The following is a 25,394-nucleotide window of genomic DNA, read 5'->3' on the forward strand; positions in this document are numbered from 1 at the left end:
CCTGCGCTTAGTTGACGGCTGTCTGTTTATTTGGAGAACACACTATACTATAATTTATCCTTTTTTGCCTGTTTGATGTTGTTTATGGAGTTGGGATTGGTCTGTGACCCCAGGAAGTCACAGTCCAATAAGGCTTGGAAGCCAGAAAGGCCGCTTTTTTGAGCTTCCGCCTGGATAGAGTTGGAAGCAAAACAGAGCGCAGCGGAGTTTTGCGCAAAAGTTTCTTTTTTCGCTTCCTTTTTTCTTTTCAAAGAAAAAAGGAAGAAGGGGGGATCAAGAGGCACACATTTCCTCCGCCAGCAGGCGGTAGGCCTCCGCCCCCCGGGAGTAGGGGTCATAGGCGGAGATGGGCTTGCCGTGGCTGGGGGCCTCGGACAGGCGGACGTTCCGGGGGATGACGGTGGCGTAGACCTGGCCGGGGAAGTGGCGCTTGACCTCCTCAGCCACCTGGAGGGACAGGTTGGTGCGGCTGTCGAACATGGTCAGCAGCACACCCTCCATATTCAGCTCCGGATTCAGCTTCCGCTTGACCAGGCGGACAGTAGCCAGCAGGTCGCTGAGTCCCTCCAGGGCGTAGTACTCGCACTGCACAGGGACCAGCAGGGTGTGAGCGGCGCACAAGGCGTTGACGGTAAGCAGCTCCAGGGAGGGGGGGCAGTCAATAAAAATAAAGTCATACCGGTCTGTCAAGGCGTCCAGGGCGGCCTTCAGCAGTTTCTCCCGGTTGTCAATACCGATCATCTCGATCCCCGCGCCGGCCAGCGCCTTATTGGAGGGCAGCACATCGCCATACTTGGTGCTCACCACCGCCTTGACCGGGTCGGCGTCGCTGATAAGCAGGTCATAGACGTTTGGCGAGGCGGTATTTTTGTCCACACCCATGCCGGAGGTGGCGTTTGCCTGGGGGTCAAAGTCACACAGCAGGACCCGCTTGCCCAGGTCGTGGAGGGCGGCGGTAATGTTGACGGTGGTGGTGGTTTTGCCGACGCCACCCTTTTGGTTGACAACTGCGATGATTTTAGCCATGGAACAGCCTCCTCAGGGTGATAGGATTTCAATACTGGGTACAATTTCTCATTATATCAACCCCAATGGCAGATTTCAACTGTTTTTGAAGTTTTTATCAAAAAAGAAACACCAGCGGCCCAAATGCGGGGCTGGTGTTTCACGTGAAACAAGATTGACAAACAGAAAAATAGACCCTATGATAGAAGAAACAGGAGAGGAGGGGATACAATGCTGGTACCGGGACCCTGGGAGGGGGAGAACTGGTATCCGTCCTTCGACCGCTTTATGACAGAAGTCTACCCCAACTGGCGGGAGTACTACAACGTCACCTACTCCACAGCCCAAGAGATTGAGGAGCTGGCAGAGAAGCTGGGGCCGCTCCCGGGGGAGTATGTGGACTTTTTGACCCACATGGGGGGCCGAGGGCTGGATTTGAGAAACAGGGCGCGGCTGTACAGTCTGGCGGAGACGTTTCTCACAGAGGATGAGGGGGTCTATCTGAACATCGGCAGCTATGCCCCATACGACGACGGCGACCGGCTGGCCTACCGCTTAACCCGGGAAGGTCCGCCCCTTCTGGTCTGGCGGGAGCGGATGGCGGGAGGAAGACCGGTGAAGGCGGCGGACAGTCTGGGGCAGCTGCTGTGCAATCAGGCGTTTCTGGCAGGGGGTGTGGATCAGTTGACCCTCCGTTACCCCATGGAGCTGGCCTTCCATCTCCACCAGCCGCCCTATGGCCCCTGCCCGGAGGCGGAGGAGTACGTCAGGACCCACTCCCTGGAGGGGCTGAGTGAGGAAGACCTCTGGGACAGGGGTTTTCAGATTCAGATCGCCAGGCTGGAGGGGCCGCTGCGGGAACAGGGCTATAAAAAGGCGGGATTCAGTACGGAGCTGGACCAAATTTGGATCCGAGGGGAGACCTGCTGTATTCTGTCCCGGGAGTTTGACCCCAACGATATGTTCGACACCGTAAACATCTCCACATGGGGAATGGAGGGGCGGCCAATGTGGGAGCTGGCGGAGGCCTTCAAGGAACTGGGCTATGGAAACAGGCTGGAGCTGCGGGAGGGAAGTCACCCCGCCTTTCGGGGAATTTGAATGGTGAGGGTGATGCTCTCCTCGGTATCCTCCCGGCTGCACTGGGCATTGACTCCGGCGGAGCGCATCAGGTCCAGGCTCCGGGTCACGGTGTTGAGGAAAATGCGCACATCCTTTATGATAAAGGTAGGACGCTTTTTGCTGAGGACGGGGGCGGCGGTTAGGAGGGCATCCACCAGGGCCTCGGTCTGGGCCACGGTAAGGCTTTGCTCCACCACCTGCCGGGCGGCGTTCAGCTGCTGCTCCGGCAACTCCAGCCGCAGCAGGGCCCGGGCGTGGCGCTCGGAGGCTCCGCCCTCCCGGAGGACGGACAGCGCCTCCTGGGGAAGCTTCAACAGCCGCAGTTTGTTGGCTACAGCGGACTGGCTCTTGCCGATCCGCCGGGCGGCCTCCTCCTGGGAGATGTGGTAGGCGTCGATGAGACGGCGCAGGGCCAGGGCCTCCTCCCAGAAGTCCAGGTCCCGCCGCTGGAGGTTTTCCACCAGGGCCAGCAGGGAGGAGGACTTGCTATCAGTCTGGATGGACAGGCAGGGGACGGTCTCCAATCCCACCAGCTTGGCCGCCCGAAGACGGCGCTCCCCGGCCACCAGCTCCCAGCCCCCCTCCCGGCGGCGCACCGTCAGGGGCTGGAGGATCCCCATGGCCCGAATGGAGTTGGCCAGCTCTTCCAAACCGGCGGGGTCAAAGGTACGCCGGGGCTGGTTGGGGTTGGGTAGGATCAGGTCCACCGGGAGGAAGAGGACCCGCCCGCTGTCGAAGATTCCCTTTTTGGTCAGCGGCCACATAAAAAAACCACCTTTCCTTTGTGTTCCCTTTTAGTAGGATACCAACAGTTTACCATAAAATGGAAAATAAAGGGTCGAACAGTGACAGACACAGGAAATTTCCTGGGAAAGGGGACTGAAGACCGGTATTCTGGAGGAAATCTATGAAAGGCACAAGAAAGGGAAGGGAAAATTGTGTAAAATTTACGGGAAAAAGGATTGAAAGCCGGAGACATTTCCTGTAAAATAAAACTGCATTATTTTCGCCAGATGAGACCGCGGTCCGGGAAATCGGACCCTATCATATAAGGAAGGCGGCACGGACCATGGAACTGCTGAAGCGGCGTATCCGACAGGATGGCATTGTGAAGGGGAATGATGTTCTGAAGGTGGACAGTTTTCTGAACCATCAGATGGACATTGCCCTGTTTGAGGAGATCGGCAAGGAATTTCTGCGCCGGTTTGACGGCTGCGGCGTGAACAAGATCCTGACCATCGAGGCCTCCGGCATTGGGATTGCTTGTATCACGGCGCAGTTTTTTCATTGCCCGGTGCTCTTCGCCAAGAAGACCCAGACCAAAAACATCGCCGGCGAGGTGTACAGCACCAAGGTGGAGTCCTTTACCCACGGGCGGGTCTACGACGTGATTGTCTCCAAAAAGTTCCTGGGCCCGGGGGATACGGTGCTGATTATTGACGACTTTCTGGCCAACGGCGCGGCGCTGGACGGGCTTATCGATTTGGTGGAGCAGTCCGGGGCCAAGCTGGCAGGGGCGGGGATCGTCATTGAGAAGGCATTCCAGCCCGGCGGAACGCGGCTGCGGGCCCGGGGGGTCAGGGTGGAGGCTCTGGCCCAGGTCAAGTCCATGAGCGAGGAGCGCGGAGTGGAATTTGTGGATTAAAACCGAGTAATTCGGTTTTAATATAGAAAGCAGGATGAAACGAACTATTTTGAAGGAGGAAAAACCATTGAAAAAGATTCTTGCGCTGGCTCTGGCCGCTGCCATGAGCCTGTCCCTGGCCGCCTGCGGAGGCGGCAACAACAGCGCCCAGGGCGGCGGAAGCTCTGCCGGCGGCGCTGGCTCCAGCGGCGGCGGCTCCGCACCTGTGGAGGGGGGCTCTGACCTCAAGGTGGGCGCCGTCTATATCACCAGCCAGAACGACGTGGCTGGCTACACCTTCCAGCACCACAACGGCATCACCACCGCCATGAAGGACCTGGGCCTGGACCCCGCCGGCCTGATTATCGTGGACGGTGTACCTGACAACGACGACACCGCCGTGGCCAACGCCATTGACACCGTGGTCAACCAGGGGGCCGACATTGTCTTCGGCATCTCCTTCGGCTATATCAACGCTATGGCGGATAAGGCGGAGGAGTACCCCGACGTCATCTTCTCCCACGGCACCGGCTATATGGCCAACGACACCAACTTCAACAACTACTTCGGTCGCATCTATCAGGCCCGCTACCTGGCCGGTATCGCCGCCGGGATGAAGTCCCTGGAGCTGGGCAACAACTCCATCGGCTATGTGGCCGCCTATAACACCGAGTACGCCGAGACCTGCTCCGGCATCAACGCCTTTGCCCTGGGGGCCCAGTCCGCCAATCCCGACGCGGTGGTCCATGTGAATGTCATCAACACCTGGGGAGACGAGGCCCTGGAGCGCCAGGCCGCCCAGGCGCTGGTGGACACCTATCAGTGCGGCGTCATCTCCCAGCACTGCGACTCCGCCCAGCCCCAGCTGGTGGCTCAGGAGAACAGCGTCTTTGGCTGCGGCTATAACTCCGATATGACCCAGCAGGCCCCCAACGCCCACCTGACCGCCGCTATCTGGCACTGGAACGTGTACTATGAGACCGCCATCAAGGCGGCCATGGACTGCAACGGCGACGCCTCCAAGTTTGTGGAAAACATGGGCGGCAACGCCTACTACGCCGGTCTGGCCGAGGGCTTTGTGGACGCCTCCCCCCTGAATGAGGCCATCGCCGCCCCCAACACCAAGGCCGTGATGGACGCTGTCCGTGAGCTGATTGTTTCCGGCGATTGGGACGTGTTCTCCGGCGTGAAGCTGAGCTATAACATCGGTGAGGACGGCTCGGTAGAGATTGTCAAGACCGATGCCGACCTGGTGGACAACCAGGGCAATGTGATCGTCGCCGCCGGCGGTCCCTCTGTGGATGACGGCGTCATCAAGGGCAGCATGAACTATAATGTGACCGGCGTGGTGGAGGGCTAACTCCTCCCCGCCGTCAGACCCCAGACCCTACCCGGGCCGATCGGTGCAAATCGGTCGGCCCTTGGTTTTTTCGTCTGTGCCCCTTTATTTTTTTAACAAAGAAAAAAGCAAGCGAAAAAAAAGACCCCCCTGCAAAACTGCGTTTTGCGGTTCAGTAAATTAAAATTTGCTGAACCATGAAACAGAGTTTTGTATCAAGCAGGACACAATCAAAGAATACAGCGGCGGAAATGCTTCGTGACCGGGCGGAGCGCTTCCGGTATGGGCGGACCATCAGAGCGAAGGAAAAGTTTCTTTTGCTTCTTTTCTTTTCAAAGAAAAGAAGAAGAGAGGAGAGGATTATGGAGAAGTACGCCATTGAAATGCGGGGGATCTGCAAGAGCTTTGGCAGCGTAGCTGCCAACAGGGATGTGGATCTGAACGTGAAGCCGGGGGAGATCCTGGCGCTGCTGGGGGAGAACGGCTCCGGCAAGACCACGCTGATGAACATGCTGTCGGGCATCTACAAGCCGGACAGCGGCGTCATTCTGCTGGACGGCCAGGAGGTGACCATCAACTCCCCGGAGGACGCCAAGCGGCTGGGCATCGGCATGGTCCATCAGCACTTCAAGCTGGTGGACGTGTTCACCGCCGCCGACAACATCTGGCTGGGAGATGACAAGTCTGGTGCGGTGCTGAAAAAGGACCGGTATGAGATCATCGGGGAGATGGTGAAAAAGTTTGGCTTTGACATTGATCCCCGGAAGAAGGTCTACAACATGGCGGTCTCGGAGAAGCAGACCCTGGAGATTGTCAAGGTCCTGTACTACGGGGCCAAAATCATCATTCTGGACGAGCCCACCGCCGTACTCACCGTTCAGGAGACGGCCCGCCTCTTCGACGTGCTGCGCCGCATGAAGGGGTCGGGCCACGCCATCATTATCATAACCCACAAGCTCAACGAGGTGCTGGAGATTTCCGACCGGGTCGCCATTCTCCGCAAGGGCCAGTATATCTGTACGGTAGATACCGCCTCCACCGACGAGCAGCAGCTCACCGAATACATGGTGGGCCGGAAGGTAGAGCTGAACATCCATCGCCCCCTGGTGGACAAGACCCGGCCCCTGCTGGAGATCCGGGACCTGACCATCCGCAATGACGAGGGGGCGGTGGCCATCGACAAGGTGAACTTCTACATCCGGGGGGGCGAGATCCTGGGTGTGGCGGGCATTGCCGGCTGCGGCCAGAAGGAGCTGTGCGAGGCCATCGCCGGCCTGCGGCCCATTGAGAGCGGCCAGATGATCCACAAGGGGGACAACATTGTGGGTCTCTCTCCCCGGGCCATCCTGGACAAGGGCATCTCCATGTCCTTCATCCCTGAGGACCGGCTGGGTATGGGGCTGGCCCCCTCTATGTCCATCACTGACAATATGCTCCTCAAAAAATACGGTCAGTCCCCCGGCCCCTTTGTGGACCGGAAGACGGGCCGGGCGGAGGCCCAGCAGGTGATTCAGGACCTGGAGATTGTGACTCCCTCCACCGAGACGCCGGTGCGCCGGCTGTCGGGGGGCAACGTGCAGAAGGTGCTGCTGGGCCGGGAGATCAAGGCGGGCCCCAACGTGATTGTCACCGCCTACCCCGTCCGGGGTCTGGATATCAACTCCTCCTACGCCATCTACGACATTCTGAACCAGCAGAAGAAGGAGGGCGTGGGCATCCTCTTCGTGGGGGAGGACCTGGACGTGATGATCGACCTGTGCGACAAGATCATGGTGCTGTGCCACGGCAAGGTGATGGGTGTGGTCCACGCCCACAAGACCTCCAAGGAGGAGCTGGGCCTGATGATGACGGGGGCCCTGGACCTGAGCAACAAATACGAGGACAAGCCCGCCGGCATTGCCCGGGACAGCCGCATTGAAGAGAATCAGGAGGTGGAGGAATGAAAAAGCCCCTTTTCCACATTGTCAAGCGGGACCAGGCCGGCCCCGGCCTCCAGATCCTGGCCTATGTGGCGGCGGTGGTGCTGGCTCTGGCCATCGGCGCGGTGCTGCTGGCGGTCCAGGGGGTGGAGCCGTTCACCTTCTACCGGCAGATGCTCACCATGGGCATTCCCGGCAGCCGCTACCCCTGGCGGGCGGTGGAGAACTTCATCAAGCTCTTTGTGCCGCTGCTCATCGTCTCTCTGGCCCTGGCGCTGGCCTTTAAAATGCGCTTTTGGAACATCGGCGGCGAGGGCCAGTTTATCATGGGGGCCTTCTTTGCCGGAGTGGCCGGGATGCAGCTGGGGGAGAGCCTGCCTCAGCCCGTAATGGTGCTGGTGATGGCCCTGTGCGGAGCGCTGGGCGGCGGCCTCTACGGCGTATTCGTGGCGGCGCTGAAGGTGAAGTGGGGCACCAACGAGACCCTGCTGACCCTGATGCTCAACTATGTGGCCCTGTATTTCCTCCAGTTTTTTGCCGAGACCAAGGGGGATTGGAATTTCTTCCTGGACCCGGAGTCCAACCGGCCCCGGTTCGCCAAATTCCCGGACAGCGCCCAGATGATCACCATCCCCATCGGCCCCTTCAACCTGAACCTGTCTCTGGTGGTGGCTCTGGCACTGTGTGCCCTGATTTTCATCTACCTCAACTACACCAAGCGGGGCTATGAGGTCGCCGTGGTGGGGGACAGCCCCAGCACGGCCCGGTACGCTGGCATGAAGGTGGGCAGGATCGTCATCCGCACCATCTTCCTGTCCGCCGCCCTCATCGGCATGGCGGGGGCCCTCCATGTGTCCTCCGCCGGGGTCATGTCCGCCTCCCCCACCAATTCGGTGGGCTGGACCGGCATTGTAGTGGCCTGGCTGGCCAAGCTGAACACGGTGGGTATTCTGCTGGCCTCCCTGTTGATTACCGTGCTCCAGTTCGGGTGCCAGACGGCCAGCACCAGTTACCCCTCCATTGACGCTAACTTTGCCAACCTGCTCCAGGGCGTCATCCTCTTTGTTGTGCTGGCGGCGGACTTCTTAACCCGCTTCAAGCTGGCTCCCCGGAGCGGAAAGGAGGCTGCCAAATGAACGACCCTATGAATGTGTTGACCCTGTTCCTCTTTAATATTGTTCTGGTGAACATCCCCCTGCTCTACGGCACCGTGGGGGAGATTGTAGTGGAGAAGTCGGGCAGTCTGGACCTGGGGGTGGAGGGCACCATGGCAGTGGGGGCCATTTTTGGCTACCTGGCCGGCTGCGCCGCCAACAGTCTGGCGGTGGGCCTGCTGGTGTCTTTCCTGGCGGCGGGACTGTGCGGCGCGCTGTTCGCCCTGCTCACCGTCTCCCTCCAGGCCAACCAGAATGTCACCGGCCTGACCATTACCACCTTCGGCCTGGGGCTGTACTTCTTCGTGGGCAAGGGCATCGGGGAGAATTGGCCCGCTATGACCGGGGCCTCTGCGCTGGTCAACGGCATCGCCGCAGTGGAGCTTCCCCTGCTCTCCAGGATTCCTCTGCTGGGAAAGGTATTTTTCTCCCAGAATGTGCTGGTCTACCTGGGAATCGCCGTGGCGGTGCTGGTGTGGTGGTATTTGAATTTCACCAAGACCGGCCTGCGCCTGCGGGCGGTGGGAGAGAACCCCGGCGCGGCGGACTCGGTGGGCGTGAATATTACGCTGTATAAGTACGTCCACCTGATTGCCGGCTCCGGCATTATGGGGCTGGGCGGATTCTACATGGCCCTGTACATGAGCGGCTCCTTCGAGGGGTCTAACTGCTGGATCAACGGCTACGGCTGGATCGCCATTGCCCTGGTCATCTTCGCCAACTGGTGCCCGGTGCTGGCCATTCTGGGTACGCTGGTGTTCGGATTCTTCAACACCCTCCAGATTTACTCCGGCTCACTGGCGGGGGCCTTCCCCGGAAGTCTGGGCTGGCTCAACGCTGTCCCGGCTCAGGTATTTAAGGCTCTGCCCTTCCTCATCACCGCCATTGTGCTTGTGGCCTCCTCCGTGCGGAAAAAGGAGGGCTCAGGCCAGCCTGCCTCCCTGGGCCTCAACTATTTCAGAGAAGAGAGGTAACAGCAAAGGGGCTGTAAAAAACTCGAAAATCCCCCAAATTCGGGGCAACAAAATTCCGCAGGGGGTTTTCTAAACGAAACCCTCTGCGGAATTTCTTGAACTTTTAGGGGGAGCGCATTTTCGGAACAGGGGGTTTTTTACACTCCCTGTTGTACGGTTAGAATCACCAAGCGTTCCAGAGGGAGACAAAGCGGAGCTTACAGGGCTGGTCAGTATTTGCGGCATAGACCTGTTCAATGGTACCGCGGACTGAGTCGATATCCACTGTGGCTAAATAAATATTCACCGCGTTTTCCTGCTGTGAAATACCTGTTCCAGTGAATAGCTTGGTGATGTTCTCGCCAAAAGCACCGGAAGACAGCAGCTGATTAACCACAGCCTGTTCATTCAGCAGCTCCTGGTAGGAATTTTCCACCAGAGAGAAGCGGACATAGTTTAGATCAATTAGATTTTCAAAGTAATCAATTACCTCCTGGTCAAGAGATGTTACCATAATGACAAAGTCCTTGTTGTCATCCTCGTAACAGCCCCCGTAGAAGGAGGGATAGGCTATGTCCTGAGTGGAGGAATAGGGTCCGTCCTCGCGCCATATGTCCAGCAGGTGATTGTATTTTTCCGAGCCCAGGTTTGAGATGTACTCCAGATCCGCAGCAGGATACACAGGGAGGCTGGAACTCGCTGCGTCCTGAACGTCCTGGCCGTGATCTGTAAAAGCATATGCCACGCAGCACAGGATAACACCGGCAATTAAACAATATGGTATCACGCGGCGAAATCTTCCCATAGTACACTCCTTTCTGCATCGGGGTTAGTACTTCACGGTTTCCATTACGGTGTTGAAGGCGGGTATTACGGGGGTTTCCGCCGACTCCCTGGCAGACACGGAAAAGAAATTTTATCTTCAATAGTATAGCACGCTGATGCAGTGCTTGTCAAACAGGCGCACCCCCAGTGAGGGCGTACTTTGGATTATTTATGCGAAGTATTCCAAGTGTTATGGTAAAGTGACTCGTATCTTCTTCAGAATATCAGAAGCCTGTGAAAACATCATATATGGCCCTTCCACTGCACCTGACGAAGAGACTCTATAGGCTCCAGCGTGTATAATTCCAGCAATATATCTTGATGATGTAGAACCACCACCAGCTACAATTCCGCCACTGTCATAAGGCTGGGCATAGCAGTCAGTTAAAACTACAGAAGTAAGTTTAGAATCGGTCTCAGCTACAGAGGAAGGATCAAAGCCTAATTCAATAACCTTTCCTCTTGTTGCACCTGAGGCTATTCCTTTCTTAAATATTTCCTGCCCTTCCTTCATATCTATTGTCTCAGACTTTAAATAAAAATCCCATCCAGATACATAGTTTATTACACCAAAACGGTTATCCATTCTCCGAACAAAGGAGGCATCTACAGAGCCCCCATACCATGTATTACTTGTTACCTTACCGAAATACGCGGTGGCAGTACTCCCATCTTCGGCTTTTGATGCGTATGCCTCCAAACCATCATAGAAACGGCCATGATTTGCCGTGACAATTCCAAGATTGCCCAAATAATCTTTTGCCCAGAAACCCACACTTAAAGGCACACCATTTACTCTGATGGGTCCTCCAGGTTCTACAAATGCACCATTTACAAGATACGGCTGTTGAAAATCATCCTGTTCATTTGGTTCAGAGGCTTCCAATTCCACGACATCATACCAGGCGGAGATAAAGCGGAGTTTACAGGGCTTGTAAGTATTTGCTGCATAGACCTGTTCAATCGTATCCCGGATGGCGGCGATATCTTCTGTAGCCAGATAGACATTCACTGCATTTTCCCGTTGTGAAATACCTGTGCCAGTGAATAGTTTGGTGATGCTCTCGCCAAAAGCACCGGAAGACAGTAGCTGCTTGATCGTTGCCTTTCCGTCTAGCAGTTCCTGGTAAGAATTTTCCACCAGGGAGAAACGGACATAGTTTAGATCAATTAGATTTTCAAAGTAATCAATTACTTCCTGGTCAAGAGATGTTACCATAATGACAAAGTCCTTGTTGTCATCCTCGTAACAGCCCCCATAGAAGGAGGGATAGCTTATGTCCTGTGTACGGGAATAGGCCCCATCCTCGCGCCATACATCCAGCAAATAATTGTACTTTTCTGTGCCCAGGTTTGAGATATATTCTAGCTCCTCAGCAGAAGAGGTGGAGGTACTGGAACTCGCAGAATCATGGATATCCTGGCCATTATACGCAAAAGTATATGCCATGCAGGAGAAGATAATGCTGGCGATGATACAGAATGATATAATGCGGCGAAATCTTCCCATAGTATACTCCCTTCTGAATGTGTATGTTAATACTTCACGGTTCCCGTCACGGTGACGGTGTTGGAGGAGTTGTTGCGGATGGCCAGCGTATAGGTCCCCGCGTTGTCTACCTGGAAGGACCGGTTAATACTTCCGCTGGTGCAGTTCTTGCTATAAAATTTGCCGTCTGGGGCAATATAGCCGAAATCCACACTGGCGAACCTGGGGGTGTAGACACAGTCATACCGGATAATGTCGTCCACAGTCAGAGTAAACTCGTCCAGATAGACTGTCATATTGGCAGGGATCGCCTGATTTACTCGCCCAGATACCCGGGCGATGGCAGGAAAATCATCGAAGACTTCCACTGCACCGGAGGGGAGGAAAGAACAGCTCAGGGCCAGGGTACAAGCCAGCAGGATGCCTGCAAATCGTCTCATAGGGATACATCTCCTTTCCAAAAAATTCAGCTGAGATCAGAGGAGTCAAACAGCGGTGGCAGGAGTTTCCCATAGATCACAGTGGCGGGGTCTACGTCTGAGACATCTAGCTCCGATGGGCGAAGGGGCCGGTCCTTCTCTGATTCCGGGGACGCCTCCGGCTGTTCTCCGGAGGAAGTTACCACCTCACTTTCTGATTTTGATGTTGGAACTGCATCCGGGACCCGCTGTCCAAAGAGCAGCGCGCCGATGGCGATACCCGCCGCCAGCAGGAGGGCGGCCAGCAGGACCAGAAGGAGCCCCCTGACACGTCTGGAAACGGCTTTTTTCGCAGGGGGTTGCTCCTCCGGAATTTCCACTGGGGGCGGGAGCTCCTCCGGAATTTCCGCCGGAGAGGTGAGCTCCGTCTCCTCCTCCCGAAAGGGCCGAAGCCCCAGCAGCACATCCGCCGATACCCCCAGCAGCTGGCTCAGCTTTGCCAGATTGTCCGCAGAGGGGCGGGCGGAGCCGGTTTCCCAGCGAGAGACGGTTTGGCGGGAGACCTTCATCTTCGCCGCCAGATCATCCTGGGAGATACCCGCACACTCCCGGGCGTCCCGGATTTGCAGGACTGAATTTACCATAACAAGACCTCCGTTCAAAGTCCACCAACTTTATGTTACATCAAAGTAATTTTCCTCGAAAAAGGGATGTTACAAGGATGTTACATAGGATGACACCCCCTGAAATAAGCGGTGAGGCGCATGAATATCCCATGCTGCTGGGAAGCGGCGTTAAGATGCTCCGCTTCCTGGATCGTATGTGGTGACCAAGTCTTGAAGCGCTTCCACGCAGTTATTTAAAACTGCACAATGATGTGCTCCAAACAGCTTTAAAAACACAGCCTCTTTTTCCGCGTTTAGGTCAAGAATATCAACCCTTAAATGATTTTCTTTTTCATCAATTGCGGTGCCCATAATAGAGCTGAGCAGCAGAAATTCCGGGCTGTCCGGGTCTGTTTGGAACTGGCTGTAGAGCTGTTCATATTTATTCAAAATAGAGTTTTCAATTTCCTTCATATGATTGTAAGAGTATGTTACCTCTTTGACGCAGATGGTGCGCTCCTGCAATACGGGTACAGTTCCTGAGTTGAGAATATTCGTGTCAGTCAAGCAAACCACAAGTGTGTTGTCTTCGATATAGCAGCCGCCGTAATAATCGACGTACGTGTCGTCTGATTCACTGGCGGGCAAAAGTTTCATCGTATCTTCGACCCTGGTATACAAACGATAAAGGCTTGGAGTTTTGGAAGGTTCTCCACCGTCTGTGGTGACTTCAGAAGCATCGTCCTGGACCAGCGAACTGGAGTTCCCCTGATGAAAGAACACACGCTCGACTCCCGATGAAAAAACGTACAGGGAGAACAGCAGAGCGGAACCCAAAACGCCAATCAGTAAAGAATTCATGCGATTTTTCATAGGATTCTCCTTTCTGAATATGTGTTAATACGGAGTGAGAGGCGGTACTACGGAGGTCTCCACATTATATGTCCGGTCCCATAGTAAACACTGAAAAAGGATTCTGTACGAATAGTATAGCATACCGTATAATGTATGTCAAAAGGCGCACCCCCGGTGGGGGCGCGCCTGAAATGTTGTATCAGCTTTGACTCTGAGCAAGGAGAACCTCAGTCTCCACGGTGGCCTGGAGGGAGAGGAGCTGGTCCCAGAAGGCGACGGGGTCCAGCTGGTCGTAGGCGTCGGTGGTCTCCACGCCCTGGTCCTCCTGGAACTGGTCCAGACGCTCCTGGAGACGCTGGCCAGTCACCTGGCTTCGGTAGTCGGCGGGGTCCAGAGGCAGGCGGAGGATAATGTGATAGCCGTAATCGCTCTCCACAATGCCGCTGAACTCCCCATCCTTCAGCGCCAGCGCGGCCTCCTCAAAGGGGGCGACCATCTGGCCCTTGTAAGCGGTGTAGCCTTCGGGGTTATACTCCAAACCGGAGTCCTCGCTGTACTCGTTCATCAGCTCGTCAAAGAGGGCCACAGGGTCCTCCGCGTTCTGGAGCTGAGAGAGCAGGTCCTCCGCAGTGGCCCGCTTCTGGGCAATGGTCTCCTCGTCCAGGGACTCCATGGTGTCCAGGTCGATGGTGGCCAGCAGGATATGCTTGGCCCGGTAGATGCCCTGTTCGTCCAGCCAGGCGTTCACCTCGGCGTCAGTGGGGTAATTGCCGCTGTTTTCGCCGAAATAGGTGTCCCGCAGCTGAACATTCAGCTCGTAGCAGTCATTGAGGTAGATAAACAGCTCCTTGGTGAGCATCTGGGCCCAGAACAGGTGCTGGACCACCTCCTCGCTGCCCAGGCGGATGATCTGCTCCGTGTACTGCTTGTCCACCTCCTGGGCGGATGCAGGGTCAGGGGTCAGGCCCTCCTGCCGGGCCAGCAGGTCCATGGAGCGGTAAAGCAGCGCCATATTCAGCGCCTCCTCCTTGAGGCTGTCGCCAATGGTGACGCCATTGCCCATGTCAATGTCCCAGGGGGGTGTGCTCAGCTGGCCGTTAAACTGGCTGAGATAGTCATCCATACAGTAGTTGAGCCAGTAGAGTACCTCGGCGGCGGTGACCTCCGCGTCCCCCAGCTTTGCCATGACCCCGTCCCCGGCGATCCCGGACACTGCCAGGTAGGGGTCACTTATGTCGGTCAGGTCCATGGGGATCACCTGGGAGGAGGCGTCCGCAGAGGAGCTGGTCCCGGAACCGCTGGAGCTGCTGGCGCTGTTCCCGTTTCCGCAGCCGCTGAGGGCTATGACAAGGGCCAGCGCCAGGGCCCCCATGCGTGTGGTGTGTTTCATAGAATGTTTCCTTTCTTGCAGAAAAATAATGAACAGTCCCTATCATATCACAAAAAAGAGCGCTTGACAAGGGCGGTTTCCCGGCAAACCCATCTTCTATGTCTTGCCAAAGAAAAGAGTGCCCGCCCGGCGAGAGCGGCCGTTAGCCCCCCAGGATTTTGGCGTAGTCCTCGGCCAGGTGCCGGGCGGCGCGGAGGGGGTCCTCGTTTTTACCCAGGCGAAGGGCAAAGCGGGGGGAGTCGCCGGGCATCAGAAGGAGGCGTTTGGCGTAGCGCTCCTGAGCGCACAGCTGGGAGAAGGGCTCCAGGGAGAACTCCGCCAGGGTTAAGACCAGCCGGTCTCCGTTCTGGGCGATATCGCTGATCTGGCACCGGGCGGCGGTGGCGCGAAGGAGGGCCACCGAGATCAGGTTGTTCACCGGCCTGGGGGGCTCGCCGTAGCGGTCAATGAGCTCATCCACCAGCTCGTCGGCCTCCTGCTCGTCCCGGATGGCGGCGATGCGGCGGTACAGGTCCATGCGCTGTTCCGGGGCGGGGACATACTGGTCCGGGATGGAGGCGGATACGCTGAGGTTGGCGGCGCACTCGGTCCGGGTTGGCAACGGCTGGCCCTGTTCCAGGAGGACGGCCTCCTCCAGCAGCTTCAGGTACATATCATAGCCCACACTGAGCAGAAAGCCGCTCTGTTCCGGGCCCAACACATTGCCCGCCCCACGGATTTCCAGGTCCCGCATGGCAATTTTAAAGCCGGAGCCGAACTCGGCAAACTCTCTGATAGCCTCCAGCCGCTTGGAGGCCACCTCGGAGAGCACCTTGCCCCGGCGGTAGGTGAGGTAGGCGAAGGCCCGCCGGTTGGAGCGGCCCACCCGCCCCCGGATCTGGTGGAGCTGTGCCAGCCCCAGCTTGTCGGCGTCCTCCATAATCAGGGTGTTCACGTTGGGCAGGTCGATGCCCGTCTCAATGATGGTGGTACACACCAGCACGTTCAGCTCCCCGTCGGTCATCCGGGCCATTACGTCGTCGATGGCCTCCTGGGTCATCCGTCCGTGGGCGATGCCAATGGCGGCCTCCTCTCCCAGCAGCATTTGAATGCGGGCGGCGCAGCGGTCGATGGTCTCAACCCGGTTGTGGAGATAGAACACCTGACCGCCCCGCCCCAGCTCCCGCCGCATGGCGTCGGCCAGCAGATTCCAGTCGTGCTCCAGCACGTAAGTCTGTACCGGCTGGCGGTCGGCGGGGGGCTCCTCCAAAGTCGACATATCCCGGATGCCCGACAGCGCCATATTCAGCGTCCTGGGGATGGGAGTTGCGGACAGAGTGAGCACGTCCACCTGCTTAAAGATCTCCTTCAGCTTCTCCTTGTGCTGGACCCCAAACCTCTGCTCCTCGTCCACCACCAGCAGCCCCAGGTCCTTGAACCGTACGTCCTTGTTGAACAGCCGGTGGGTCCCGATGAGGATATCCACCTCCCCCGCCTCCACCTTGCGCAGGGTCTCCTTCATCTGGGCTGGGGTGCGGAACCGGGACACCACGTCGATGTTCACCGGGTACTTCTGGAACCGGCGCAGAGCGGTGAGGTAGTGCTGACGGGCCAGCACCGTAGTGGGCACCAGAATGGCGGTCTGCTTGCCGTCCAGCACGCACTTCATCATGGCCCGAAAGGCCACCTCCGTCTTGCCGTAGCCCACATCGCCGCACAGCAGCCGGTCCATGGGAGTGGGGCGCTCCATGTCCCGCTTGATCTCCCCGATGCACCGCAGCTGGTCGTCGGTCTCGGTGTACTCAAACTGCCCCTCAAATTCCCGCTGCCAGGGGGAGTCGGGGGAGAAGGCGTAGCCCGGCTGACGTTGGCGCTGGGCGTAGAGCTGGATCAGCCCCTTGGCCAAGTCCTGTACCGCCTTTTTGGCCTTTTTCTTGGCCTTTTCCCACTCCTGGCCCCCCAGGCGGTTGAGCTTTTTGGTCTCGTTGGCGTCCTCGCCGCCGCCAATGTACTTGCTCACCAGGTCCAACTGGGTTGCGGGGACATAGAGCACGTCGCTCCCCGCGTAGGTGATTTTCACATAGTCCTTCTCAATGCCATCCACCGGCATCTTCACCATGCCCGCGTACCGGCCCACGCCGTAGTGCTCGTGGACCACCAGGTCGCCGGGGGAGAGGTCGGCGTAGGACTTCAGCTTCTGGCGGTTGGTGGCCTCTCTGCGGGCCTTGGGCTTTTTGGCGGCCTTTTCCCCCTCGGTGAGGACGGCCAGCCTGAGCTCCGGATACTCGAAGCCGCTGGACAGTCCGCCCACAGTGATAACCGTCTGACCCGGCTGGGGCAGCTCCTTCAGCTGAAAATCTACGGCGGACTTGACCCGCTGCTCCCGGAGGAGGGTCTGGAGGTCAATGGCCCGCTGCTCCCCCGACACCAGGGCCAGACAGGCAAAGCCGCTGTTCTGGTAGTGGGTCAGATCCTGGACCGCCGCCTCGGGACTGGCCAGGAAGGGGGGCAGCTGTTTGGCAGTGATGGACAGCAGAGCCCGGGGGAGAGTGGGGTAGCTGGCGGTGGTGAAGGAGTCCAGATAGACCTGGGGGAAATTCTCCAGCAGGGCACACAGCTGGGGGAAGGTGAGGGCCAGCTCTCCGCAGGAGCCGTCCAGCTCCCCCTGTTCCAGCAGGGATTTCACATCCTCCTCCAGCTGCCACTGGTAGCTCTTGGCCCGGTCAGCAACCCGGGGGACCTGGTCAAAGATGACGCAGGCGTCCGCCGGAAAATAGCCGGCCGCCCCCGACAGCTTGGGGTAAATCAGGGGGAGGTAGCGGTCCAGGGCGGGAAAGGTCTTCCCCTGAGCAATGGACTCGCCGTCCTGGTCCAGGGTCTTTTGCAGCTCCTTGTTGCCATTTTGCAGGGCCCTGGCCGCCAGCTTTGTCAGCCTTTTGGCCAGTTCTGCCGCTCCGCCGGGGGCCAGCTGGGGCAGCACCTCGGCGGCGGGGAGGAGGACGGCGGCGTCAATATTCTCCGTGCGCCGCTGGGTTGCAGGGTCGAAGACCCCCATGGCGTCCACCTCATCGCCGAAGAACTCGACCCGGACGGGGTTGTCCATGCCGGGGGAGAAAACGTCCAGAATGCCTCCCCGAAGGGCGAACTGACCCACTCCCTCCACCTGCTGGCAGCGGACATAGCCGGCGGCGGTCAGGTCCCTGGCCAACTGGTCCAAATCGTACACGTCCCCCAGCTTCACTAGGCGGCTGTGCTGGCGCAGCAGTTCCGGGGGGATGGTGCGCTGGAGCAGCCCCTCAATGGTAGCCACCAGAAAGGGGAGCTTGCCGTCTGAGAGGTCCTTGAGCAGAGCCAGGCGGCGGTGCTCCCACTGGCGGGAGAGGGCGGCGGCGTTGTGGAAGGTGAAGTCCCGGGCGGTGAGCACCGGCACAGCGGTCTCGGCAAAGACGGACAGGTCCCGGGCCAGCTTTTTCCCCTCGTGCTCGTCGGCGCAGATGACCACCACAGGCCGCTGGGTCATCAGCCCGATGCCGGCGGCGATGTGACAGCGGTGAATGGCCGCCGCACCCGACAGTGCCGCCGGGGACTGTCCGCCCTCCAGCGCCTCCAACAGCTGCTGAAAGGCGGGCAGCCGGCTCAGCGCGGCGGTTAAAAGTTTCATGTGAAACACCCTTTCTCCCATTTTTCATGTTGTCCTGTCCCGGCGGCAGCGGGGATTCAAGCGGTTGTCTGTTGATGTGACAACGCGGCAATGCCCCTGCCCCTGTTCAGGGGAGGGGTGTGATTCAGCCGTGTCTTATTAGTATAATGTGGAGCAAAACATCCGTCAAGAGGAATTCTGGCGGAAACTTTGATTTGCAAAGTATCTTTTGTGGGTTGGGATGACCCTAGCCTGCCGCCTTGTGGCCCTGCGCCAGCAGGGCCTGGCCCCTTTGAAAAGGGGCGGAGGCGAAGCCGGTGGGGATTGACCCGCTGGCACTGCTTCTACTTGAAATCTGAGGTAGAAGATAGTCTGCCCATGACAATCCCCCGAACTCTTCGACGACCCCCAGGGCAGTCAGCTGTGGGTTGCGGAGCAGGAGGACAGCATTGTGGGCTCCATCGTCGTTGTGAAGCGGGGGACCCAGGAGGCCCAGCTGCGCGGGTTTGGGGTCAGGGACTGGGCATTGACAATCAGCTGCTGGAGGAGAAGTGGGAGTACCGCGCCTGACACAAAACAACAGCGCGCCCCGGAGTGCAGTGCTCCAGGGCGCGCTGTTGTAACATCAGGTGATCTCATAGTCCCGGCCAAAGTGGTCCTGGAGCTTACCGAAGTCAATGCGGCCTCCCCGGCTGGGAGGCGTACCGCCGTCCTCCTCGTCCTCCTCATCATCTGCAAGGCGACGGGGGGCGGCCTGCTCCTGGGCGGGGGCAGAGCCGGGAGTAAACTCGGCGGTATCGGACAGATCCTTGTCCTCCTCGTCCTCCTCGGCGGCCTTGGCCCGCATACGCTCAGCGGCAGCGGCCTCCATGGCCTGATTCAGCAGCCGCTGAACGTTGTCGTCAATCTCCGCCGCCTTCTCCTCCACCGGGTCCACCGCGGGCTTGGTATCAGGGGGATACAGGTCCTCCAGCCGGGAGAGGTACTCCGCCTCCTGGATGTGGAGGGCCCGCACACGCTCCACATAAGTGGCGGTGTGCTTCTGGGCCTGCTTGAGACGAAACTCCTCCGCCTCCAGTTCCTGGACCAGCTCCGCCTTTCGGGCCCGGACCTCCGACTCGGTTTTGGCCAGCAGCTCGGCCTTCTTCCGCTCCGCCTCCTGCACCAGGTCGTCCGCCATCCGCTGGGCTGCCATCAGAGCCTTGCGCATGGCGTCCTCAGTGGAGCGGTACTCCTCCACCTTGTCCACCAGCACCTTCATCTTGCTTTTCAGCACCGCGTTCTCGTTGAACAGCGCGGTGTAATCCCCGGTGAGAACGTCCAAAAACTCATCCACCTGGGCCATATTATAGCCGCCGAAGGACGCCTTGGAAAAGGCGCGCTCGGAAACCTCCTGTGGTGTGAGCATAGTTGACCCTCCTGCTCATTATCTAATTCTAATCGAAGGGGCTTCAAAAAAGCTCCCAAAACTTCGGGTTCCAGTCAAAATACTGGTCCAGCACCACGGCCTGGCCGTCCTCCCAGGTTATAGCAGTGACTAGGTCCCCCATGCCGTCCGCGTGGGAGGCGCCGGAGATATACTGCCGCAGGACAAGACCCTGCTCCCCCGCCTCCGCATAATAGACGCCGTCGATGTTCCCGGGAGCAGGCCAGGTCAGTGTGCCGTCCTCATAGGTGAAGCCGCAGTTATTCTCCCCGCTGTTCCGCTGGTAGTCCGCCAGCCATTGGTTCAGGTCCAGAGTCTCGGTGTGCCCCGTTTCCGGGACGGTGACCCGGGCTGTCATGGTCTCCTGGTCCAGCGCGGCCTCCATGCCATAGTCTGGCACAGGCAGGGGGACAATGCCGTCCTGAAAGGTGTAAGCGTACACATAGACGCCCCCCATGCCGCCGCTCCCCATGGAGTCGGTCCACAGGACCAGCACGGGATTGCCGGACCTGTCCCGAGTCCAGACTGCCTCGGAGCGGTGCTCGCCCAGGGGGAAGAACCAGCCTCCCGTGGTAATGGGCTGCTCATTGCTCTCCCGGCCGATGGGCCGCTCCCAGACCGTCTCCCCCCTGGTTACCACCAGGGAGCAGAAATGGCCGGGGGATTGGGTGTCCTCAGCCCAGAGCCCGGACTGGGGGGTTATGGGATTGTAAACCTTCTCCGCCCGCAGCTCCACCAGCTCGCCCGTGCCGTCCCCGTCCATATCCACGGACCAGCGCTCCATTGCCATGGGGTAGGGGGAGTTGGAGGCGTCCACAAAAATCTTCTCCGGGGAGTCGCCCTCGGGGACGGGGAGAAGGGCCGGCTCTCCCTCCTGAACTCCCAGGGCGTAGACGTCAAGAACCCGGGACCAGGAGTCGAACCAGAGGACCAGCACCGGCAGGCCCTCCTCGTCCTGAATCCAGCCCCGCCCGGTCCGCTCCTTGTCCCAATAGACGGGGTTCAGCGGGGGAGTCCCGTTGTCCTCCCAGCCCAGGGGCAGCTCATAGACGGTCTCCCCCTGGGTTACCACCAGGGTGTAGGGGTGCATCCCCTCTCCCTCGAACCACTTGTCCGGCTCGATTTCGTTGCTGAAGTAGCCCTTTTCCGCCCGCAGCTCCACCAGCTCGTCCGTGCCGTCCCCGTCCAAATCTACCTGCCAGCGCTCCACCGCCATGGGGTAGGGGGAGTCGGGGTCATCCACAAAAATCTCCTCCGGCGTGTCCGGTTCCGGGACGGAGTGGGCGGCGGACTGCTCCGGCTGTGGGGACTGGGCCGCTCCCGCAGCGGCACACCCGGCCGACAGGACGGCAGCCAGGAGCAGACCGAAAAACTTCTTTCCCATGGGTAATATTCCTATTTAGAAATACAGGCCGTTATTCTCCAGCTCGTCGATCAGGTCCCCCAGAATGTCCACGTTGTAGGGCGTGATAATGTAGGTGGACACAGCGACCCGCTTGATCTTGCCCTCCTGGGCGTAGGATACTCCCGCCAGGAAGTCCAGCAGGCGGCGGGCGATCTCCTTGTTGGTGGACTCCAGATTGAGCACCACAGTGCGCTTCTCCCGCAGGTGGTCGGCGATGGAGGAGGCGTCCTCAAAGCGCTCCGGCTTCACCAGCACCACCTGGAGCTGAGTTGCCGCCCGGATGTTAACCACCTTATTGCCCCGGCGCTCGTCCTCCAGGGGGGGGCTGTTGTAGGCGCTCTCGCTGCGCACAGGGCGCTCGACGCGCTCCCGCTCACGGCGCTCCACCGGCCTGGGGGAGATGTCAAATTCGTCATAATCGTCCTCTTCCTCATCCTCATAGGGGCGGGCCAGTCGCTTAAACTCGTCAAAAATTCCCATCATGTATCCTCTTTTCTCAGCAGTAAAAATTGGGCAGGCGGTCAATCAGCGGGAAGAAACAAGGGGAGGACGGGAGCCGAACAGGGCGGTGCCCACCCGGACCAGGGTTGCGCCCTCGGCGACGGCGTCTTCAAAATCGGCGCTCATGCCCATAGACAGACAGTCCATAACACTTTGATTATCCGACATTTCACTCATTATGTCAACAAAAAGATTTCTCATTTCAGAAAAATATTTTCGGTTGGCCCCAGAGGCGCTGGAAATAGGGGGAATGGCCATCAGACCCCGCAGGCGGACATGACCGCAGTCCAGAGCGGCGCGGACCAAATCGGGTAAGTCCCGGGGAGAAATTCCCCCCTTGCTCTCCTCCTGGGCGATGTTCACCTCCAGGAGAATGTCCTGGACCAGCCCCAGCTTGTCCGCCTGACTGTCAATGGCGTGGAGCAGGCGCACCGAGTCCACCGAGTGGATCAGATCCACCTGGCCCACCACCTGCTTCACCTTATTGGTCTGGAGGTGGCCGATGAAATGAACTGCCGACCCGGCGTAGGCGCCGGCGGCCAGATGGGCGGTGAGCTCCTGGACCCGGTTCTCGCCGCAGACCCGGATCCCTGCGGCAATGGCGGCGCGGATGGTCTCGTCGGTTTGTACCTTGGTGGCGGCGCACAGGGTGATCTCCTCCGGCTTTCGCCCCGCCGCAAGGGCCGCCGCAGCAATTTTTTCCCGGACAGCGTTTACATTTTGGGACAGGTCCATAACAATTCCTTCTCTCTATTAAAGTGGATTTTGGGACTGGAAACGGCGGAGCTGGCGGCAGGGCTTGACCGTCCCCAAGGCACAGGGGTTGTGACTCAGCCCTCCAGAAGAAGTCCGTCCTGAAGCCCGGCGCCGGCGATAATAATATCGTCCCCGGCCCGGAGGATCTTCTTCCCGCTCCCCACGGGGCGGACCACATAGTAGTCGGTTCCCTCTGTTATAATGGACAGCTCGTGGAACTCGGCCCGGCCATTCACCAGGGCGTAGACTCCCATCCGTCTGATTCGGCTCACCTGGCCGGTCTCCTCGTCGGTCTGCTCCTCGTCCACCAGGTGCAGGGCCTCCTTGGGGATGCGCAGGCCGGACCAGCTCTCAAAAATCAGCTCAGCGGTCTGGGAGCGCAGCAGGGTTGTGGAGGTGAGGTAGCGGTTGGAGGAGAAGATGGCCAGGGTCTTGCCATCCTCCGTGGTGCCCAGCTGCTCCACCGTCATGGTCACGTCCCGGTTCAAATCGCCAGTGAAGCGCAGGCTGGCCCGATCTCCCTCCCGCAGCCGCTCCGCCGCCTCCTGGGGCAGATTGGCGGCAAAGTACCAGGTGTCGGAGGTGATCAGTTTGCCCATGGAGGAGATATCCTCTCCCACCGGCTTGTCGATCAGCTCCTGGAGGGAGGTGGGGGTGAGCTGGAGGATGGACTTTGGGGTTAGAAGAGATTCGTAGCCGTCCACCAGGTTGGAGAACACCCCCGGCACCGGCGCGGTGATCCGAGTGGTCGCCTGAGCGGATTGGCGAGTCAGAACAGCCAGCTCGTCCTTGGCCTGGCGCAGGCGGGCGGACAGGTCGGCGGAGGTCAGCCCCTCGCCATAGGTGTAGCCCCGCTTGAGCACGCTGCTCTTTACCCCCACCACCTGCTCGCGCAGCTGACTGTAGTCCCGCTGGGCGTAGGAGGAGCGCAGGTCCACCACCGCCTGCAAAATGTCCTCGTCCAGACGTGCGGCAGATTCCAGGTCGCCGGACTGGGAGATGGCCTCCTCCAACAGGGTAATGTCCATCTCCAGCTCCTCGATTTGGGCCTGACTGGCCTGGGCCTGGCTGTCCCGGTAGACCAGCGCAATCTGCTGGCCCTTGCCCACCTTCTCCCCCTCCGCCCGGGTCACCTCCAGGATTCCGGAGGGGGCGGGGAGCACCAGAGCGTCCCGCACCACCAGGCCCTCCGCCAGCACACTGTCGTTGGCGGTGTAGGAGTAGACCCGGGTTGTCTGGTAGGGCTCCTCCAGAGAGTTGAAGAAGTGGGCGGACAGGTAAATCGCGAGAAAGGCCGCGAAGGATAGGATCACAAAGGTGGTGAGGGGTTTTCCGTCTTTCATAGCGTTCTCTCTTTCTGCCGGAACCGCAGTCCGCGCCCTACGGAGCCTCCTCCACAGGGGTTAAGGGCACGGGCCGCTCGGGAACGATGGTGGAAATGGCGTGCTTATAGATGATCTGCTGTTTGCCGTCGCTGTTGAGGACCACGGTGAAGGCGTCAAAGCCGGTGATGCAGCCCCGCATCTGGAAGCCATTCATCAAGAACATGGTCACGTTCCGGCGCTCCCGGCGGGCCTGGGTCAGGAAGATGTCCTGGAGATTGTTTGTCTTTGTCATGATATGTAGCACTCCTTTTTCTATTTAATTAGAGCGCGGCTGGGTTCCGCCCTAATGTGCCACTATCATATACCAAATTCTTCCATATATGCTGTCGAACGGTGTAGGACGTCCGCAAAATTGGGTTCAGGCCCCCACAGCAGCCCTTTGGCTCCCTCGCTGCGCCGGAACCAGGTGCGCTGGCGCTTGGCATACTGGCGGGAGCGCAGCTTTACCTGGGCTGCGGCCTCCTCCAGAGAACCCTCCCCGGAGACGGCGGCGGCCAGCTCCTTATACCCGATGGCCTGCATGGCGGTGCATCGCTTGGGCACACCGCTGCGGAGCAGGGCGCGGACCTCTTCCTCCAGCCCGCGCTCCATCATCTGGTCTACCCGCCGGTCAATGCGCGCCCACATATCCTCCCGCCGCTGGAAGTCCAGGGACAGGGTGAGGGCGCGGTACCGGGGAGGCAGGGCCAGCGTCTCCCGGTTGTGCTGGGTTATAGTTTTGCCGGTGGTAAGGAATACCTCCAGCGCCCGGATCACGCGTTTGGCGTCGTTGGGGTGGAGGCGGGCGGCGGACTCCGGGTCGGCCAGGGCCAGCTCCCGGAGCAGCGGCTCCCCCCCCTCCCGGGCAAACCGCTCCTCCAGCTGGGCGCGCAGGGGGCTGTCCCCATCGAAGGCGGCGAAGGTGCGCCCCGACAGAAGGGAGTCCACATACAGCCCCGTGCCCCCCGCCAGAATGGGCAGCTTTCCCCGGTCCAGAATGTCCTCCACACACCGGGCCGCCATATCCACGTACCGGGCCACCGAAAAGTCCTCCTCCGGGTCGGCCACGTCGATCATATGGTGGGGAACGCCCTGCATCTCCTCAGGGGTTGGCTTGGCGGTGCCAATGTCCATGCGGCGGTAGATCTGCATGGAGTCGGCGGAAACCACCTCGCCGCCCCGCAGCTTGGCCAGCTCCACCGCCAGCCAGGTCTTGCCGGAGGCGGTGGGGCCGGTGATAACCAGAATTTTTGGGGGCATAGAGCTCGCCTCCTTGAAAGTGTGGAGTGGGGGCGCCGCCCTCTGCCGCAGGGGGAAAGAGGAGGCGGGAAAGCCCGGTGTCTCAATGCTTGCGCCGGTCACATTATATGCGGACGATTGAAAAAATCCCCCGGAGAGTGCCAGCTCTCCGGGGGATTGCCTGTAAAATCCGTGGAAATGCGTTCAATTATAAATTGGGCACATTATAACACAGGCGGCCAGGGAGTGCAAGGGGCCCGAAGAAATTTTCTTTATTTCGTAAAGTAGAGAAAATTTGTAGAGCTAGCGGGCCGGGGTAGTTCCACCTTGTGATGCCGCAGGAGCGCACAAGCGGCGAAGCCGCTTGCCCCCTTTGGCAAAGGGG

At 59.2% G+C, this 25,394-nt stretch carries 23 protein-coding genes; 6 read left to right on the top strand and 17 right to left on the bottom strand.

The annotated features are described in order from the left end of the window. Positions 1 to 47 precede the first annotated feature (47 nt). Positions 48 to 284: a hypothetical protein gene (locus tag D1646_RS09745; protein WP_160636281.1), complete on the bottom strand. Its 237-nt coding sequence runs from the start codon at positions 282 to 284 to the stop codon at positions 48 to 50. Then, entirely contained in the window at positions 274 to 1,026 is a 753-nt protein-coding gene (locus tag D1646_RS09750; protein WP_160636282.1) for an AAA family ATPase, read from the bottom strand. Before D1646_RS09750 ends, D1646_RS09745 begins: the two co-directional genes overlap by 11 nt. 210 nt (positions 1,027 to 1,236) lie before the next feature. Between D1646_RS09750 and D1646_RS09755 the strand changes: the two genes are divergently transcribed. After that, positions 1,237 to 2,106, top strand: coding sequence for an SMI1/KNR4 family protein (locus tag D1646_RS09755; RefSeq protein WP_160636283.1), 870 nt, complete (start codon positions 1,237 to 1,239; stop codon positions 2,104 to 2,106). Here the strand turns inward: D1646_RS09755 and D1646_RS09760 are convergent. Next, positions 2,082 to 2,891, bottom strand: a complete 810-nt coding sequence (locus D1646_RS09760) for a ParB/RepB/Spo0J family partition protein (protein WP_160636284.1) — start codon at positions 2,889 to 2,891, stop codon at positions 2,082 to 2,084. The genes D1646_RS09755 and D1646_RS09760 overlap by 25 nt on opposite strands. A gap of 305 nt (positions 2,892 to 3,196) precedes the next feature. On the opposite strand from D1646_RS09760, the gene D1646_RS09765 reads away from it, so the two are divergent. The 5 genes from D1646_RS09765 (at position 3,197) to D1646_RS09785 (ending at position 9,137) form a co-directional block, all read left to right on the top strand. Then, a complete protein-coding gene (locus tag D1646_RS09765; protein ID WP_160636285.1) occupies positions 3,197 to 3,772 on the top strand; it encodes a xanthine phosphoribosyltransferase in 576 nt (191 codons plus the stop codon). A 67-nt stretch (positions 3,773 to 3,839) separates the two neighbouring features. After that, positions 3,840 to 5,111: a BMP family ABC transporter substrate-binding protein gene (locus D1646_RS09770; RefSeq protein ID WP_160636286.1), complete on the top strand. Its 1,272-nt coding sequence runs from the start codon at positions 3,840 to 3,842 to the stop codon at positions 5,109 to 5,111. Positions 5,112 to 5,452: 341 nt separating this feature from the next. Beyond that, entirely contained in the window at positions 5,453 to 7,033 is a 1,581-nt protein-coding gene (locus D1646_RS09775; RefSeq protein ID WP_243154106.1) for an ABC transporter ATP-binding protein, read from the top strand. Further along, a complete protein-coding gene (locus tag D1646_RS09780) occupies positions 7,030 to 8,145 on the top strand; it encodes an ABC transporter permease (RefSeq protein WP_160636287.1) in 1,116 nt (371 codons plus the stop codon). The genes D1646_RS09775 and D1646_RS09780 overlap by 4 nt, the downstream gene beginning before the upstream one ends. Then, positions 8,142 to 9,137 carry an ABC transporter permease gene (locus D1646_RS09785; RefSeq protein ID WP_243154107.1) on the top strand — a complete coding sequence of 332 codons (996 nt, stop codon included), beginning with the start codon at positions 8,142 to 8,144 and terminating at the stop codon, positions 9,135 to 9,137. The genes D1646_RS09780 and D1646_RS09785 overlap by 4 nt, the downstream gene beginning before the upstream one ends. Before the next feature lie 163 nt (positions 9,138 to 9,300). On the opposite strand, the gene D1646_RS09790 is transcribed toward D1646_RS09785, so the two are convergent. The 14 genes from D1646_RS09790 to miaA form a co-directional block, all read right to left on the bottom strand. Continuing rightward, positions 9,301 to 9,921, bottom strand: a complete 621-nt coding sequence (locus D1646_RS09790) for a hypothetical protein (RefSeq protein WP_160636288.1) — start codon at positions 9,919 to 9,921, stop codon at positions 9,301 to 9,303. Between the two features lie 210 nt (positions 9,922 to 10,131). Continuing rightward, a complete protein-coding gene (locus D1646_RS09795; RefSeq protein ID WP_160636289.1) occupies positions 10,132 to 11,451 on the bottom strand; it encodes a hypothetical protein in 1,320 nt (439 codons plus the stop codon). A 26-nt stretch (positions 11,452 to 11,477) separates the two neighbouring features. Next, positions 11,478 to 11,870 carry a hypothetical protein gene (locus D1646_RS09800; protein WP_160636290.1) on the bottom strand — a complete coding sequence of 131 codons (393 nt, stop codon included), beginning with the start codon at positions 11,868 to 11,870 and terminating at the stop codon, positions 11,478 to 11,480. Positions 11,871 to 11,896: 26 nt separating this feature from the next. Then, a complete protein-coding gene (locus D1646_RS09805; protein ID WP_160636291.1) occupies positions 11,897 to 12,493 on the bottom strand; it encodes a helix-turn-helix transcriptional regulator in 597 nt (198 codons plus the stop codon). A gap of 150 nt (positions 12,494 to 12,643) precedes the next feature. Further along, entirely contained in the window at positions 12,644 to 13,327 is a 684-nt protein-coding gene (locus tag D1646_RS09810; protein ID WP_160636292.1) for a hypothetical protein, read from the bottom strand. 181 nt (positions 13,328 to 13,508) lie between these two features. Further along, the gene (locus tag D1646_RS09815) at positions 13,509 to 14,699 is read right to left on the bottom strand and encodes a peptidylprolyl isomerase (RefSeq protein ID WP_160636293.1); all 1,191 of its coding nucleotides are present in this window, start codon (positions 14,697 to 14,699) and stop codon (positions 13,509 to 13,511) included. Positions 14,700 to 14,841: 142 nt separating this feature from the next. Next, a complete protein-coding gene (mfd, locus tag D1646_RS09820; protein ID WP_160636294.1) occupies positions 14,842 to 18,339 on the bottom strand; it encodes a transcription-repair coupling factor in 3,498 nt (1,165 codons plus the stop codon). A gap of 604 nt (positions 18,340 to 18,943) precedes the next feature. Then, positions 18,944 to 19,726, bottom strand: coding sequence for a DivIVA domain-containing protein (locus tag D1646_RS09825; RefSeq protein ID WP_160636295.1), 783 nt, complete (start codon positions 19,724 to 19,726; stop codon positions 18,944 to 18,946). 43 nt (positions 19,727 to 19,769) lie between these two features. Further along, positions 19,770 to 21,128, bottom strand: coding sequence for a hypothetical protein (locus D1646_RS23690; RefSeq protein ID WP_160636296.1), 1,359 nt, complete (start codon positions 21,126 to 21,128; stop codon positions 19,770 to 19,772). A gap of 15 nt (positions 21,129 to 21,143) precedes the next feature. After that, on the bottom strand, positions 21,144 to 21,629 hold the full coding sequence (locus D1646_RS09835) for a cell division protein SepF (RefSeq protein WP_160636303.1): 486 nt from the start codon (positions 21,627 to 21,629) through the stop codon (positions 21,144 to 21,146). Between the two features lie 45 nt (positions 21,630 to 21,674). Beyond that, the gene (locus tag D1646_RS09840; protein ID WP_160636297.1) at positions 21,675 to 22,385 is read right to left on the bottom strand and encodes a YggS family pyridoxal phosphate-dependent enzyme; all 711 of its coding nucleotides are present in this window, start codon (positions 22,383 to 22,385) and stop codon (positions 21,675 to 21,677) included. Between the two features lie 95 nt (positions 22,386 to 22,480). Next, positions 22,481 to 23,749: an HlyD family efflux transporter periplasmic adaptor subunit gene (locus D1646_RS09845; protein ID WP_160636298.1), complete on the bottom strand. Its 1,269-nt coding sequence runs from the start codon at positions 23,747 to 23,749 to the stop codon at positions 22,481 to 22,483. Positions 23,750 to 23,786: 37 nt separating this feature from the next. Beyond that, complete coding sequence (gene hfq / locus D1646_RS09850; protein WP_160636299.1) at positions 23,787 to 24,023, bottom strand: RNA chaperone Hfq; 237 nt, start codon at positions 24,021 to 24,023, stop codon at positions 23,787 to 23,789. Positions 24,024 to 24,088: 65 nt separating this feature from the next. Continuing rightward, complete coding sequence (gene miaA / locus D1646_RS09855; RefSeq protein WP_160636300.1) at positions 24,089 to 25,030, bottom strand: tRNA (adenosine(37)-N6)-dimethylallyltransferase MiaA; 942 nt, start codon at positions 25,028 to 25,030, stop codon at positions 24,089 to 24,091. Positions 25,031 to 25,394 lie beyond the last annotated feature (364 nt).

This window comes from Pseudoflavonifractor sp. 60, assembly GCF_009911645.1.
GTDB lineage: Bacteria > Bacillota > Clostridia > Oscillospirales > Oscillospiraceae > Lawsonibacter.